The organism is Methanolobus sp. (assembly GCF_016278385.1).
Classification (GTDB): Archaea; Halobacteriota; Methanosarcinia; order Methanosarcinales; family Methanosarcinaceae; genus Methanolobus.
The window spans coordinates 1-15,403 of record NZ_JADQBY010000006.1 but is presented as its reverse complement, the minus strand read 5'-3'; the positions used below and the strand labels follow the sequence as shown (position 1 = coordinate 15,403).

Below are 15,403 nucleotides of genomic sequence, written 5' to 3'. Positions count from 1 at the left end.
GGAATATGACAGACGAAAATATTACAGAACAAATGTCAGGAATGGGAATAACACCTACTGATGTAGAAGCTGTTTTGGATCTTGTTCGAACAGTAGGAATACTTCAGAACTATATTAATGATCAGACTGCACACGGAATTGCAGATCTCATGTCAACTGTGTTAAAGATAACAAATGCCATAATGAGCACTGACCTTGTGGATGTGATGGAAAGAGGACTTCAGGATCCTGAACTCGACAAAGCCCTTCTCAATCCACCAAAAGTAGGATTTGTTGGTTTACTAAAACAAATGAATGATGAGGATTTCCAGAAAGGTCTCGGAGTCATGCTGACACTCGTTAAAGCCATTGGAAGAGCCACAGAAGACTAGAATATAATTTGGAAAGGAAATGTCCGCTCATCGCGGAGATTTCATTATTATTTTCAGACATTGGTCATTTCTTCTTTGTTCTCATCTACTATATCGTTGCTACAAAATCTTAGTATAAAGATTGTGCCAGATGGAAAATTATCTTCCAGGGATATATCCCCATATCTTTCAACTATTCTTTTTGCAATATACAGGCCGATGCCCGTATGCCCGGATTCACCATATTTGAACCCCTCATCGAACACACGTCCTTTTATTATTTCAGGGATACCAATACCATTATCTGCTATCCTCAGCTCACAAAAACCCTTTTTCTCTTCCATGAAGATATCCACTGCATCAGCCTTGCCATGGACTATTGCATTCTGGACAATGTTGCCAATAACCGAATGAAGGCCGCTATCGGCTTTAATAGAACAATTTCCATTGACATTCACAGTAATGGGGAACTCCTGTGACACTTCGAGCACAAGCTGATGAAGATCGATTATTTTCAGTTCCCGGACATACATTAGTGATTCAAAGTCCTTCATTTCATTAATTATCTTAAGGCTATGTTGCACAGCCTTTTCAGATATGTCGAGTTCCCATTCATCCATCCTCTCCTTGAGATTACCGACTGAAAGGATAATAATGTTCAAATCATTCAGGATATCGTGACGAAGTATTTTATTTACAAGACCCAGTGTTTCCAGTAAATGTTCCTGTGATTCTTTTTTCTTTACAAGATCATATTCCCTCATCTTCAATTCCCTATAAAGAAGATCATACGGCCTTTTAAGACTTGTAACGACTATAGCCTTGTATATAAAGTAAAATGAAAGTAATTTAAAATAGTGGCCTACTAGATTTGAAAAACCATAGACATCTATGTAAAAGGTGAATGATAGTTCTGCAAATATTGTGAAGATAATGACACCTGAAAGCAACATATAAACATCGGAATTGAATTCTTCTTTATGCTTATGAAGCATGAAAAGCGAAGCTAACAGAATCAGGGAAATAAAGTACTCACTTATTATTTTAAACTGTGTCAGGCCACTGCCTTCAATTAAACAATCAGGAAAATAGCCCAAGAAAATCGATGCAAGAATTAAAAAGGTAAATACAAAATATATTGAAAAAACTTTATGCACATTAAGTTCTTTTCTCAGCATAAAAGGAGCTATCAAAAGGGAAATACTTTGCAGATACCTTGCAGCTATCCATAACTGAGTAGGCAGATTCGATCCATTATCAGGAAAAATACCCATTCCTTTATAGCTGATTATGTGTAAAAATCAATAACTGCCACAAAAAAAAAACTTATTCCAAGGAAAAGAAGGTATGAATTCTTCAGGTAATACCTGGAGTTCCAGGCAATTAGAAAAACAGCAGATAAGATTACGACACTGACTACCTCAACAATGCTGTGGAAAAGGAGAAAACTCGCCAGACTTACGAAGTACAGACCTACCAGAATAAGAAACATGATCAAAGTATCTGAATATTTTTCATATGAATCTTTGAAAGCCATAGTTCAACCCTGTTTTTTTGAGATAATCTATAATCATATTAAATAATGCTGATATATAGCACTGTGTATATTAATTTCATTTAATACAAAGGTAATTAATTTAAAATAATAAGTAACTTATTCAATATTCTGTGTGTTGACACCTTATCGCTATTCTACAGTAGCCTGAAGCAATAAAATGCTTTAAATTTATAAAATATGATCATTCACCTGTGCAACAGCTAATTCTATGATGAATTTCGCGCCCGCAGGATAATTATCCTCAACACGTATGGAGCCATTACAACGTTCGACTGTTCTTTTGGCAATATAGAGTCCAAAGCCAGTATGACCCGTATTTCCATACTTGTATCCTTCATCAAAAACTCTGGGTTTTACTTCATCCGGGATACCTGTTCCATTATCAGCAATCGAAATTTCGCATTTACCATTATGACTCATTATTGAGATGTCAATCATGCTAGCATTCCCATGTGAAATAGCATTGCCAACAATATTATCGAATACAGAGAACAGAGCTTTGTCCCCCATAACGATACAATTGCCGTTGACATTGAATTTAATTGAATACCTGTTTATGACATCATCCAGCAGATTCTTGACGTTTAAAAGCTCTAACTCAACATCACCAATAGAGAAATAATCGATTTCCTGTACATTCTGAATCAGTGAAATACTTTTTATTGCGGCCTTTCTTATCATAGAAATATATTTTTCATCCTTGTTCTCTTCAAGAAGATCCAGCGCCCCGGTGACAACTTGAAGATTATTTGCAATATCATGCCTTAGAATACGATTTGTGGTACGAAGCATTTCTGTTAGCTTTACCTGCTCCTCCCTGGACTTAAAAATTTCATGATTACGCCTTATATTAGAAATTCCAAGTCCTGCAGCTTTTGCAAGATCATATCCGGCACTTAAGTATTCATTCAGATATTCAGGAAAAGCAACATCATGTATCTCAATTATACCAAGAAGATTCTCTGTTGTTGATATTTTTATTGCGAAACCATCTTCAGTATCAAACACTAAGTAATTTGCACCGGAATCCTTCAGTTTCATTATGGCTTTCTGGTCGGTGCCAGATAACTTACAATGTTTGAGTTCCATCCTATCTTCATAAAAAGAATAGTAAATTACATTCTTTGGGGCAAACATTGTACTGAATAGCTTACAAATAGATTCAACTGCAATTGATTCATCAGTAAGGTCAGCAATTGTTTTAATAAAATCAATTGACATCGCATATGAAGCCGCCTTCCTGTTGCATACCTTCAACTGGTTTTGTTTCAATTCAATATTCCATTGAATTACCAGATTATCAAAAGCAAGTTTGAAATGTTCCATACCAACATCAAGGACGTTAAATGGAACACCTGTAAATTGGGAAAACTCTTCTGCCTTTGCCAAAAAGTCCGGATGAATACCCGTATCCAGTATCAGAATCGAATCATATAAATGTGAAAATGAAGCATCCGAATCCTTCTTATACATGTCTGCAGAATTCAAGTTATACTGCCATTTTTCGAGCCATCCTGGAACTATAACAAAATTATTACCAACTTCATGACTCTGCAATATTCTTCTCTCTGCAAAGAGAACATATATACTTTCTACCCTTTTTATTTTGACTGAGCCTGAGTATTCATCCGGAATGGATATTTCAGAACATTCATTGTCACACAGGAGCAATATATCATTATCACATTTTAATTCCCTTATAATATTGAAAAGAATTTCCGGATTTCTGAAATCCTGTGCAGAATTAAAATATCCAGATCTAATTCCTTTAAGTCGGATATCGTTGGAAATCACGTGTTCAATTTCCTTTCGGAGAAATTCAGGTACAAGGAGATAGTGATCATAAAACATGGAATTCACCTGGGATATTGACCCCATTTGTTTACAGATTCTGAAATATTCTTTAGAACTTCTGAAGGAACAGGGTATGGAATTTCCCCATGGTTATCGGAAAGAATATAGCCTCCTCCACTAGCTGCCTTCTGAATTGCGTCTTTTACTTTATCTTCAGTTTCCTGCCGTGACCAGTTCCTCATCTCTATACCATTCAGATTACCAAGTACTGATATTTTGTTTTTGCATGCAGCTTTCATCTCTGCAAGGTCTTCCAGCACACTTGTGCAGACTACGGCAGTCCCTGTTTCTACAATATCATTAATTATGGGCAGGCACCTGCCTGAAGCCATGTGGGTTGCAGTAGGACCATTTATTCTGGAAAGCGTTCGTCTGGCAACTTTAAAACCGGTCTTCCGATATAACTCAGGAGGAATAATTGTTGACGAAGATACAGGATCAAAATAGCAAATAGCAGTTGCTCCGGACTCAATCTGAGCATTTGCCCACTGGATACAGAATTCTTCATTGATTCTCATCAGTTCCTTAAACATATCAGGTTCCTCATATATCAAATCTAAATACTTTTCAAAACCCATCTGCATAGTTGGTAATGCAAATGGAGACATAACTACCCCGATTATGGGCACATCCCCTCCTGCATGCTTTTTGAGGAGTTTTGTAGTCTTCAGAACGTTCTGCAGTTGCGGGGATTCACACACATCTGGTGCTTCCATGGAAGAAATATCTTCAAAATTATGAATCACAGGTCTTCCGGAATTCGGGGGTGCATCATAATAGAAAATAGACTCATTGCCCCATGCTTCAACTTCAAGAGAAGCATAATAAAAAGGATAGTAGCAATCATGGCCATATTTCTGCTGCATTCTTATCTGGGCTTCCGCAACCATTTCAGGCTTTGAGAAATATTTCTCTATCGAAACGTTGAATTCCCTGGAACCCTGTGTTGTCAGTAACAGGAAAAGCGGGACACGATCTGGTTCCTGGTGTCCCAATGTCGTGAGAACTCTTTCCATGGGAGTCATTTCATCACGAATCATGTGGATACCCCCAGAACCTCATGTATTTTGTCAACAGATTCCATGGCATCAACTGCCATAGCATCAGCACCAACTTCCTTCCAGAGATCACTGTCAAACAAAAAAGGTGCACCACCCACTATTATTTTGGTCTTGATACCTTCACGCTCAAAAATGGACCTTAGTTTTTTGACCTCAAACGCAAGATTGAGCATTAGTGTGGAAGCCATAAGGACCTCTACACTATCTTCCCTGACTTTTTGGGCAACTATTTCAGGGCCCATGTTGCCGTAATCAAATATATTGAAGCCATTGGCTTTCAGGAATGAAGCAACAATTCGCTTTCCAAGCATATGTTCATCCCCAAGGGTTGTAATGCCAATCATGGGCATGTTTTTGCGGACCGGGCTTTCAAGAGGGAGGATGCTTTCTACAATTTCTTCACATATCTTACTTGCCATGTATTCCTGTGACAATGCAATTTCACCACGTGTCCACATCTCACCAATGCTTTCAAGAACTGGTGTAATGAATTTAGTAATCAGTTCAAAGGCATTATCACCTGTGAATTCCCGGGTAATCTGATTCTTCGCAGCAACTCTGTTCAGGGAGAGAAGTGCTTCTTTAAATTCCAATACCTGTAACCGATTTCCGTCTATACCTACACCACCATTAATGCAAGTTTAATTACGTAACATAATTATATAAAGTCACTATTAAAAATATCTCTGATTATTAAAAAACCTGATGATATAACAATATTTCATAACTCAAATTTTAGAAAGAGAGTCATAACAATTTGCTTTATTAAAAAAAATGAGAAATAAGTATATAGTAAAAAATGTAATTAACAATTGTGAATATCAGGATATAAATGCAGCCTATGATTAAAAAATAATAAAGGTATTATTCATGACCTATATTGAAAAAACAGCACTCGATACAAAAAAAATCAAAAAAGAAATACTGCAACTCAAAAAAGAGCACAATGCAGTGATACTTGCCCACAACTACCAGATAGATGAAGTGCAGGACATAGCTGACTTCACAGGCGATTCACTGGAACTTGCCAGGAAAGCAGCCAATCTGGATGCAGATTTAATAGTATTCTGCGGAGTGGATTTCATGGCGGAGACAGCAGCCATACTCTCACCAGAGAAAACTGTACTGTTGCCAGCAGCAGATGCGAGCTGTCCTATGGCTGAGATGATAACAGCAGGCGAGCTCCGCGTTCTCAAGGAGAGGTTCTCTGATGCAGCAGTTGTATGCTATGTGAACACCTCAGCCGAAGTGAAGGCAGAGAGCGATATATGCTGTACATCCTCCAATGCTGTGAAAGTTGTTCAGTCACTTGATGAGGACCAGGTGATTTTCGTACCCGACAGGAACCTTGGAAGCTATGTTGCTCGTTTCACCGACAAGAAGGTAATGCCCTGGGAAGGGTTCTGTTTCGTCCACGACAGGATCACACCGGAAGATGTGATTAATGCACGCAAGCTCCACCCTGACGCAGATGTACTTGTTCACCCTGAATGTCGTTCAGAAGTGGTTGACCTGGCGGACTATGTGTATTCAACATCCGGCATGATAGAACACGTATGCAGGAGCGAGAAAAAGGAATTTATCATCGGTACAGAGGTAGGCATTATCCACAGGATGAAAAAGGACTGTCCTGATAAGTCATACTACCCGCTATCAGAGAAAGCCATCTGTATCACAATGAAAAGAACGGACCTCTACAAAGTGCACAAGTCCCTTGAAAGTCTCACACCAAGAGTAACGGTACCTGAGGATGTAGCATACAGGGCAAGGCTTGCCATCCAGAGAATGCTTGATATCAAGTAGTCTAAATGATCTTATAAAATAAAAAAGGGATCAGGAATTATAGGCTTCCCCGGGTATCCAGCGCTCTCCTGATTCACCTACTTCTTTTTTCCATATGGGGACACTTTCCTTTATGCGTTCAAGGATGTATTCACATGCATCGAATGCCTGCTTGCGGTGTCCTGAACCTACGATAATAAGAAGTATATCCTCACCTACCGGAAGGTCACCAATGCGGTGAATAACATCCACACTCTCTATCCCGAACTTTTCGAATGCCTCGTTGCGGATAGATTCAAGCTCTGTGATCGCCACTTCCTCATATACCTCAAACTGAAGGCTATCTATTCCATCATCCCTGACTGTTCCCAGGAAAGTAACCATTGCACCCATTTTGCTGGTTCTTGCCTGAGATATCATTGCATTTATATCAAAGTCATCATGTGTAATTTTTATCATAGGAATCACTCCTGCTGATCTGTAGAACCTGTGGCAGTTCCACATATCACACAATCACATCGCTTTGACACTCTCATGTATTCCATTTCAGAACAAAGACCGTTCCATATCATCAAACGATCGGTCAGGAGTTCACCTGTCCTGAGCAGACATTTGATAGCTTCATTTACCTGTACCATTGCTATAATACCGGGAGTAACACCTAGCACAGGGAATACTTCCACAGGTGGAGGAGATGGGAAAACACAGTTAAAACAAGCACTTTTCCCTGGAACGATTGTCATTACCTGACCATCAAAACCACGAATGGCTCCATGAATAAGAGTAATACCTTTCTCATGGGCAACCTGGTTTAAAAGATAACGTACAGGATAGTTGTCCATCGCATCAACTATAATGTCGGCATCACCTACGAGTTCATTTAGATTGGAATCATCTATAGTGACGTGGAATGTCTCTACCTTAATGTGAGGATTGATATCACGAAGCTTCTCCTCAACAGATAATACTTTCTCCCTGCCGATATCTGGTTCCCAGTGAAGCACCTGCCGGTTCAGATTGCTCATCTCCACAGTGTCGCGGTCAGCTATTCTCAGGTTCCCTACTCCGGCAGCTGCAAGATAAAGGGCAACAGGACAACCAAGACCTCCTGCACCTGCAATGAAGACCGTTGCATTCTTTAAGCGTTTCTGGCCGTCTTCGCCAAAGAGCATGATCTGCCTGCTGTAACGTTCAAGTTCATCTTTGCTTAACATGGGACAAATCCTTCAAACATGTCAATTTTATCAATATTCGATATAGAAGTCAAAGGTTATCTCTTTTGACCTTCAGTTTATAGTTCCCTGCAATTTCCTTAAGAGAATTTGCAGGATAGTTGACCTCTTACCGCATTATGACTGTGCCAAACATGCACAATACGGTTTAAAGCGGCACTTTTATCGTGTAAAATATTTCGGATTCACTATTGTGAAATGTTAATTAACAATTGTGAATATATAAAGTTATTGCATAGTTAAGAGACACTTGTAACGCAAATTACAGAAAAGCCTTTTAAGATTCGAGTCGTATTCACAATTGTGAGTTGAACTAGTTCTCAGGAATACTTATAACATAGAACATAGAGGATACTAAAATATGGAATTACCCTGTCAAAAGATTGTCTGGGATGTACTGCCAGCCATCCGAGCAGCAATTGCAGAAGAACTTCTAAATTGTGGACTTTCACAACAGCAAATTGCAAAAGAACTTGATATGGCACCTTCAGCCGTTTCACAATACCTTTCTAAAAAAAGAGGATACCGCATCATATTTGATGAGGATATCAAAAAAACCATACGTACCCTTGCAGAAGAAATGAAGGAAGGTAAAGTGAACGACCTTACAGGAAGGATATGCAACATTTGCCAGCAATTGCGAAAAGACGAGCAGCACTGTATTAATGGTTAAATCGTAGGAATCACAGTCTGTTAGCTGCCGCTGCTTTGATACTTCGGATGGATAGTATGCTTAATGTAGAGCGCATAAGAGCTGATTTTCCCATACTTACAGAAATTTCCTATATGGATAGTGCTGCAACCAGCCTATCCCCCGAACAGGTGCTAAATGCTACGAATGAATTTGAAAGGCATTACCGGTCCAATGTGGGAAGAGGTGTACACAGACTTACTAACATTGCTTCCCAACGATACTGGCATGCCCATGAGAAGGTAGCACGTTTCATTGGGGGAGAAAAAGGTACAACGGTCCTGACAAAGAATACAACTGAAGCCATAAACACAGTTGCCAACGGAGTCCGCTGGAACAAAGGTGACAGTGTCATTACAACTGTTCTTGAACATCATTCGAATTACCTGCCCTGGATAGATCTGCAAAAAAGAGGGGTTGATGTTTCAATTCTAAAAACATATCCTGATTGTTCACTGAACCTTGAGGACCTTCAGAATTCAATTAATGAAAAAACAAAGATAGTAGCCATCACACATGCTTCCAATGTACTTGGGAACATTGTGCCAGTAAAGGAAATAGCTGCTATTTGCCACGATCATAGCGCAAAGTTGCTTGTAGATGGCGCACAATCCGTCCCGCACATGCCTGTTGATGTGAATGATATGGGATGCGACTACCTATGTTTTTCAGGACATAAGATGCTCGGACCTACGGGAACAGGCATACTATGGATGAAAGAAGCAGATATTGAACCCCTGTTGCTGGGTGGTGGGATGGTCGGCGAAGTGGGCATGAATAATTTCACTTTTGCAGAGGGCTATGAAAAATACGAAGCCGGAACTCCCAATATTTCCGGAATGATAGGACTTGGCAGAGCTGTGGAATACATTGAGAATATTGGAATGGAAGCGATAAAGGGATGTGAGGAAAAGCTCACGAAAATGTTGCTTGACGGACTAAGGGATATTGAAGGTGTAACTATCTACGGCCCGCAGGACAATTACAACAGGATAGGAGTTGTGTCATTCAATGTTGACGGATTGCACCCCCACGAGGTTGCACATATTCTTGATGAAGGTGCCGGTATTATGGTCCGCTCAGGTAAACACTGCTGTCAGCCTTTAATGAAGCACCTGGGACTGAAGAACGGTACCGTCCGGGCAAGCCTTTACCTTTACAATACGGAAAAGGAAGTTGAGCTGTTTGTTGATACTATGAAGGAACTTGTTAGGCGATTATAATGTACAGGAAAATAGATTGCATAAAAGGAAACAACGGCTCTTTTGAACTGGAAGGCCATCAGGTCATAGAAGAAATGCCCCTAGCTGTAAAGGTTAACGGAAGGCATGCATTGACTGCTATGATCAGTCCCGATATGCTAAGGGAGTTTGTGATAGGTTTCCTTTTTACTGAAGGTATTATCAAGGACGCTGATGAAATCGAATCCATCAAGATCGAGGGTACTGATGCAGGCGTTCTGACTAAAAGCCCTTTTAAGATCCTTGTCTCAAAGAAAACGGTTCTCAGTGGATGCGGAGGATCAATGTCATATCTTGACATTGCCAAACTTCCTGAAATCGAGTCGGAACTCACACTTGATTCAGAAACTGTACGTAACTCTGTGAAAGAAACCCTGGATTCGAAGCTTCATGTTCTTACAGGAGGAATACATGTTGTAGGGCTATATGATGCAAACGGGAAAGTATGTGTCGTTGAGGATATTGGCAGGCACAATGCGCTTGACAAGATAATCGGCTATGCCCTTGAGAAGGGCATCGATCTTTCCAGTACATATATCATCTGTTCCGGAAGGATATCATCGGAAATGGTGAGGAAGTGCCTTGCTGCGAATATCCCTGTTATTGCCTCAAGAGGAGCGACCACAACACTTGCAGTTGATATCGCAAGATCCCGCGGGCTTACTATTGTTGGTTTTGTACGCAGCAAGAAGATGAATGTTTATTCATGGGGTAAAAGAATAACGGATATACCGGTTTCCGTTTCTGAATCTTTGCTGGAAGACGAAAAACAAGAAAGTCAGACAAAATGAAAATATTCCGGCTCAGCCGCCGAATACGACCTGCATTATGCGGACATCATCATCGCTATTAAGAACAGCATCCACAGGAATTATATGCCCATCCCTCGACACAAGTACTTCTCCCTGACTGATATCCAGAAAGCGCAGCAGCTCTTCAACAGTAAGCGGTCCTATATTCATTTCTTCAGTTTTACCGGATGGCAATTTTACATTCATGGCACAGCCTGATAGGGATTATGAAAAAATAAAACAAGGAGTTCTGGACTTCTATGTTTATATGTTTTAGCAAGAGCCAGTAAGGCTCCTGCACATCTGAAGGAAGCGAGGTGGAGAAGACCTCAAAGCCAAGGTCCGGATTCGAACCGGAATAGAATCGCTCTGCAGGCGATTGCGTAGCCGCTCCGCCACCTTGGCAGTCGTTTTTCATCACAATCGTGAATACTCCTAATACACAATTGTGATATATAAGAGTATTGTTCGCAGCTAAACTAACCAAATGTACAGGAGGATGAGTTAGAACAATATCCTGTCCGACATTATTACATTCTTACATTATATTTATCTTCAATGAGAAACATGCAGAATAAGATTATAGTCTCAAATTATGGACCTGTAGTGTAGCGGATATCTTTTAAGAGCACCCTTGAGTGTAACAAAATGTATATTTTAAAAACAGAATCAGTAGCATTGATGTTATGCATTGGGTGATTATATGCCAAAAATAAGCAGAAGAAAAAGAAATGATAACAAATTTTTGGTTACTACAAACAATAAAAAAGAGATATTCGACAGGATTAGAAATACAACTGACACGGACTACAAACCAGAAGATGATGAATTAACAAGAGAAGCACTTCATCAAAATTATGTTGTTGGATATTTTCTTTCTAGGTTGAATTCTGATAATACTCGTAGCAGATATCTTAATGAAGTCGTTCAATACTGCTACGAATGCAAAATGTTACCTGAACAATTGATCAGAGAAGCATTTGATGATGATTCTGAAAATATCCTAGAAATGAATCATATTGTCAAAATTGAAAATTATCTCGAATACATACGGGAAGCAGGATATCCGGTCTCATATTCTGATGGCACTGAGGGCATCAAACATTATTCATCCACTACCTTAAAAACAATATTATCTGGATTAAGAAAGTTTTATAGAGAATTTGGTATAGAAACACCTAATAATTATTTTAAATTACTACCTAACGAAAAATCTGATGACGGTGAAAATGACTGGACACCGAATAAAAAAATAATCCGTGATATAGTTGATTCTTCATCAGGCGTTTTGAAGGCAATAATTCTAGCACAGTCTTCTTCTGGATTAGCAGGTATCGACTTGTTCAATATCACAATCGTTCAATATGAAAATGGGAAACAAAAAATAAAAACAAAAGTCGATGAAGAATATGTAGAAGAAACAATCTGTATGTTAGAGATAAAAACGAGAGAGAAAAATAAGAACAAAAATACTGATCCTTTCTATACATTCTTTAGCATTGAAGCCTGCAAAGAGATAGATACCTACCTTAAAAGTAGAAATACAAAACCAACAACTAGTAATGAAACTACATTGCTTGCATATGAAAAACAAAGATATGATATTGATCTAGAAAATGGAAAATCGTTAGATGATATATACCTGTTTGTTAAATCAGAAATCAAACAAATATTTTTAGATGAAAGAGATGAAAGACATAGACAAATAACTGTTGCAGGATATAATTATCTCTTGAAAACAAAAGCTAAAAATTGTGGATATACAACAAAGGAATTCCAATGGGAAGATATTCGTAGTCATAATCTTAGAAAATACTTCGGTAACCTGTTAGAGAACTCAAAAAATATCAGTGATAAGAAATTAGTTTATCACATGATGGGACACAAGATGGGAACGGTAAAAAAGGCTTATTATAAAGCTAAGAAAGAAAGATTGATCAAATTTTATGCAGATGAATGTCTTCCAATAATACAATTCAGAGATACAGAAACAATTCAAATAATTGATTCTAACGATCTTAAACAACAGGAAAAAGATAGAATAGCTATGTTAATTCTCAATCATGAATTGGCACTTGAAAAAGCAGAAGAGAAGAAATCCGAAGCTGAATCAACAGATGATATTTTAAAGTACAACCTTCTTATCAATAAATACAAAAAATTGATTAGACTCAACAAAACTAAGCAACTCGCTCTATTGAAAAATAAAGAAATATCTGAAGAAGAGTTATTTGAAGATATTTTTGAAAACGAAACAGAATAGAGTTATTTTATTTTAGGGTATATATGAGTGTGAAAACTAAGATATACCATTAAGGCATTGAGATTCAACAAAGGGCTTGTAGGGTAGTGGATATCCTGATGGTTTCCGGTATAGCATCACTATGGAAATAACCATCGACCCGTGTTCAATTCACGGCAAGCTCGTTTCTTTTTAATTGATTATTCTCTATTCTTCAATGAACCTGATCAAATCTGGACTCATACTTAATTCTCTTTCCATCTTTGTTATAATTTCATCATCGGATAGATTATCTGCTTTATCGTCACATAACACATTTCCAATACAACATTTCGTATCAATTGTTGCATTATCTCTTTTTCTGTAAGATTACCTCGAATCAAAATTGACTCCTGCTTCCGTTTCAGAAATCTCCATAATTGTCACGCAACGTTTATAAGCCAACTGTTATATTTTTATAAGCAGTGTAAAATAAAATTGAAGTCAAAAACGAATAGATACAATAAGGAATGGTTAAGGCCAGATGAAGTTAAGAAAATACTAGCATTGCCAGACATTGATGAAAAGTATGAGATATGGATATTGCTAATGTACGACCCTGCACTGAGGGTATCTCAGAAGCAATTAACATAAGACTACGTGACCTTGACATAAATGGCAAATGCATTGAGATATATGGTGGCAAAGGTCAGGATGATAAAGAGATGCGGAAAGCACCCTGCAAAGTAGAAACTCTGAAGAAACTAATCAGTTACTGCAAGAATAATAATCTCAAACCTAATGATTATGTGATGTTTGCAAACAAATCCAAACAAGTTCATCGTTCCCAGGTATACAGAATTGTCAATCAATTATGTCAAAAAGCAGGAATTGATAAGACAACTCAAAGTTGAATCTTAAGAAGCAAATGCTAAAAATGAACCTTTGATGCCATATGCAGTTTTTGAATATAGAGGATTTCGAAAAAACCTATTTTTTGAAAATCGGCATATATACTCCTTATAACCAATTGGTTGAAAGTGGGGGTTTATCGAAATCCTCTATTCTTTTTTTCCTGGGTTTTCTCACTTCTTATTGTCAGGCGGAGAGAGTGCCTTCGGCACAGCGGGACGAACACAGGAACGAATGAGGTTTGTTATCACCTGATACCTAAAAAACCTGCATGATTAATTTTAGTTTTGCTTCCACAAAGTAAAATGAGTAAATATTTATGTAATGTGAATATTCTGTTTTATATAGAAAATCAATTCAGGAAATAAAGCATGAGTGATACTCGTATTTTCAAAATCGATGGGGAGCAAGCTCAAGAACTAAAGGGATCATCTGTTGCATTGGAGAAATCCCTGCAGACCTATATGGAGAAAAATCTAGAACCATTGTTGAGTATCAGATTCCTTGCTAGTGAATATTCAACTGGCAAAACCCATAGAGGACGAATTGATACACTTGGAATTGATGAAAACGGTTGCCCTGTCATTATTGAATATAAAAGAGCTTTGAATGAGAATGTAATCAACCAAGGATTATTTTATCTTGATTGGCTCCTTGACCATAAAGCAGAATTTGAGCTTCATGTAATGAAGATGCTAGGCACAGAAGATGCTGAAAGTATTGAATGGAGCAATCCACGTTTAATTTGTATAGCAGGAGACTTCACAAAATATGATGTCCATGCAGTACAACAGATAGAACGTAACATTGAACTGATTCGTTATCAAAAATATGAAGGTAAACTTCTCCTTTTAGAACTGGTAAATGCAACCGAAGCTCCTAGTGTCAATACCAAAAAAGAGATTTATGATTCAAGTGAATTAAAAATAAAAAGCAGTTCAAAATCTTTTAATGAATATTTGAACCAATGTGATACTGATCTCCGAAATCTGTATGATGATTTGAAAGTATTCACCGAGTCATTGGGAGATGATGTTCAAATAAAAGTTCTTAAAAATTATATTGCTTTTAAAAGACTGGCAAATTTCGCTTGTGTGGAAGTACATCCACAAGCAAAAGTTATCCTTGCTTATGTAAAAGTCAATCCTGATGCTATTGCACTTGAAACAGGGTTTACAAGAGATGTAAGGAAGATTGGGCATTTTGGTACAGGGGATTTGGAAATTAGAATAAAGTCTCATGAAGATTTGAAAAAAGCAGAAGATTTAATTCGTCAAAGTTATGAAGATAATTAACAGCAATCAACATCCATGGTAAAAGCAAATGATAGACGCTGAAATAAATGGGAAATTACCTGAAGTTCATAATTTAGAAGATGCATTGACTTCATGTTACTTTGGATTAATTAAGTATTGCTCTATTACAGTATTGAATAACTTTTTTATTAACACCTTGAAAAACATAGATGGTCAGCAATTTTACTCCAATTCCATTTCAACTGATTGGAATTTTAAAATTGTATTTTGGCCAAGATTAGATGATCGTTCTGAACCGGATTTATTAATTGCAATTACTGATGCATCATCACATGTTAAATATCTCTTTATGGTTGAAGTGAAGTACTTCTCTCAACAAAATATATATGAAACATCTGAAGAGGATTTCGATAAACTGCTATCAATCCCCCATACAATTTAATAAAAATTAAAT

16 protein-coding genes, 1 tRNA gene and 1 pseudogene are annotated in these 15,403 nt (G+C 37.8%); 9 read left to right on the top strand and 9 right to left on the bottom strand.

What is annotated here, in order from left to right; translation table 11 throughout:
- The first annotated feature begins 5 nt into the window (after nucleotides 1-5).
- Nucleotides 6-371: a DUF1641 domain-containing protein gene (locus QZZ23_RS02935; RefSeq protein WP_292466707.1), complete on the top strand. Its 366-nt coding sequence runs from the start codon at nucleotides 6-8 to the stop codon at nucleotides 369-371.
- 53 nt (nucleotides 372-424) lie between these two features.
- On the opposite strand, the gene QZZ23_RS02930 is transcribed toward QZZ23_RS02935, so the two are convergent.
- The 5 genes and pseudogenes from QZZ23_RS02930 to QZZ23_RS02910 form a co-directional block, all read right to left on the bottom strand.
- Complete coding sequence (locus tag QZZ23_RS02930; RefSeq protein ID WP_292466876.1) at nucleotides 425-883, bottom strand: HAMP domain-containing sensor histidine kinase; 459 nt, start codon at nucleotides 881-883, stop codon at nucleotides 425-427.
- Between the two features lie 318 nt (nucleotides 884-1,201).
- A pseudogene (locus tag QZZ23_RS02925) lies at nucleotides 1,202-1,842 on the bottom strand (MASE3 domain-containing protein); the annotation flags it as partial.
- Between the two features lie 234 nt (nucleotides 1,843-2,076).
- On the bottom strand, nucleotides 2,077-3,759 hold the full coding sequence (locus QZZ23_RS02920; protein ID WP_292466706.1) for an ATP-binding protein: 1,683 nt from the start codon (nucleotides 3,757-3,759) through the stop codon (nucleotides 2,077-2,079).
- 5 nt (nucleotides 3,760-3,764) lie between these two features.
- Nucleotides 3,765-4,802 carry a uroporphyrinogen decarboxylase family protein gene (locus QZZ23_RS02915; RefSeq protein WP_292466705.1) on the bottom strand — a complete coding sequence of 346 codons (1,038 nt, stop codon included), beginning with the start codon at nucleotides 4,800-4,802 and terminating at the stop codon, nucleotides 3,765-3,767.
- Nucleotides 4,799-5,416, bottom strand: coding sequence for a cobalamin-dependent protein (locus QZZ23_RS02910; protein WP_292466704.1), 618 nt, complete (start codon nucleotides 5,414-5,416; stop codon nucleotides 4,799-4,801). The genes QZZ23_RS02915 and QZZ23_RS02910 overlap by 4 nt, the downstream gene beginning before the upstream one ends.
- A 277-nt stretch (nucleotides 5,417-5,693) precedes the next feature.
- On the opposite strand from QZZ23_RS02910, the gene nadA reads away from it, so the two are divergent.
- Entirely contained in the window at nucleotides 5,694-6,626 is a 933-nt protein-coding gene (gene nadA / locus QZZ23_RS02905) for a quinolinate synthase NadA (protein ID WP_292466703.1), read from the top strand.
- A 30-nt stretch (nucleotides 6,627-6,656) separates the two neighbouring features.
- On the opposite strand, the gene QZZ23_RS02900 is transcribed toward nadA, so the two are convergent.
- Nucleotides 6,657-7,064: a molybdenum cofactor biosynthesis protein MoaE gene (locus tag QZZ23_RS02900; RefSeq protein WP_292466702.1), complete on the bottom strand. Its 408-nt coding sequence runs from the start codon at nucleotides 7,062-7,064 to the stop codon at nucleotides 6,657-6,659.
- Nucleotides 7,065-7,069: 5 nt separating this feature from the next.
- The gene (locus QZZ23_RS02895; protein ID WP_292466701.1) at nucleotides 7,070-7,819 is read right to left on the bottom strand and encodes a HesA/MoeB/ThiF family protein; all 750 of its coding nucleotides are present in this window, start codon (nucleotides 7,817-7,819) and stop codon (nucleotides 7,070-7,072) included.
- A 379-nt stretch (nucleotides 7,820-8,198) separates the two neighbouring features.
- Between QZZ23_RS02895 and QZZ23_RS02890 the strand changes: the two genes are divergently transcribed.
- From QZZ23_RS02890 to fdhD, 3 genes are read left to right on the top strand one after another with little or no spacing between them, the layout of a single operon-like run.
- Nucleotides 8,199-8,510 (top strand): helix-turn-helix domain-containing protein, encoded by a 312-nt coding sequence (locus tag QZZ23_RS02890; protein WP_292466700.1) that lies wholly within the window; start codon nucleotides 8,199-8,201, stop codon nucleotides 8,508-8,510.
- A 56-nt stretch (nucleotides 8,511-8,566) separates the two neighbouring features.
- Nucleotides 8,567-9,751 (top strand): cysteine desulfurase, encoded by a 1,185-nt coding sequence (locus tag QZZ23_RS02885; RefSeq protein WP_292466699.1) that lies wholly within the window; start codon nucleotides 8,567-8,569, stop codon nucleotides 9,749-9,751.
- Nucleotides 9,751-10,560, top strand: a complete 810-nt coding sequence (gene fdhD / locus QZZ23_RS02880) for a formate dehydrogenase accessory sulfurtransferase FdhD (RefSeq protein ID WP_292466698.1) — start codon at nucleotides 9,751-9,753, stop codon at nucleotides 10,558-10,560. The genes QZZ23_RS02885 and fdhD overlap by 1 nt, the downstream gene beginning before the upstream one ends.
- 12 nt (nucleotides 10,561-10,572) lie before the next feature.
- Here the strand turns inward: fdhD and QZZ23_RS02875 are convergent, their stop codons facing one another.
- Nucleotides 10,573-10,767 (bottom strand): MoaD/ThiS family protein, encoded by a 195-nt coding sequence (locus tag QZZ23_RS02875; protein ID WP_292466697.1) that lies wholly within the window; start codon nucleotides 10,765-10,767, stop codon nucleotides 10,573-10,575.
- Between the two features lie 126 nt (nucleotides 10,768-10,893).
- A tRNA-Cys gene (locus QZZ23_RS02870) sits at nucleotides 10,894-10,965 on the bottom strand.
- A gap of 298 nt (nucleotides 10,966-11,263) precedes the next feature.
- Here QZZ23_RS02870 and QZZ23_RS02865 point away from each other — a divergent pair.
- The 4 genes from QZZ23_RS02865 (at nucleotide 11,264) to QZZ23_RS02850 (ending at nucleotide 15,391) form a co-directional block, all read left to right on the top strand.
- Nucleotides 11,264-12,823 carry a hypothetical protein gene (locus QZZ23_RS02865; RefSeq protein WP_292466696.1) on the top strand — a complete coding sequence of 520 codons (1,560 nt, stop codon included), beginning with the start codon at nucleotides 11,264-11,266 and terminating at the stop codon, nucleotides 12,821-12,823.
- A gap of 554 nt (nucleotides 12,824-13,377) precedes the next feature.
- Nucleotides 13,378-13,695 carry a tyrosine-type recombinase/integrase gene (locus QZZ23_RS02860; protein WP_292466695.1) on the top strand — a complete coding sequence of 106 codons (318 nt, stop codon included), beginning with the start codon at nucleotides 13,378-13,380 and terminating at the stop codon, nucleotides 13,693-13,695.
- A 369-nt stretch (nucleotides 13,696-14,064) separates the two neighbouring features.
- The gene (locus QZZ23_RS02855) at nucleotides 14,065-14,988 is read left to right on the top strand and encodes a DUF5655 domain-containing protein (RefSeq protein ID WP_292466694.1); all 924 of its coding nucleotides are present in this window, start codon (nucleotides 14,065-14,067) and stop codon (nucleotides 14,986-14,988) included.
- Nucleotides 14,989-15,016: 28 nt separating this feature from the next.
- Nucleotides 15,017-15,391 (top strand): hypothetical protein, encoded by a 375-nt coding sequence (locus QZZ23_RS02850; protein WP_292466693.1) that lies wholly within the window; start codon nucleotides 15,017-15,019, stop codon nucleotides 15,389-15,391.
- Nucleotides 15,392-15,403: the final 12 nt, after the last annotated feature.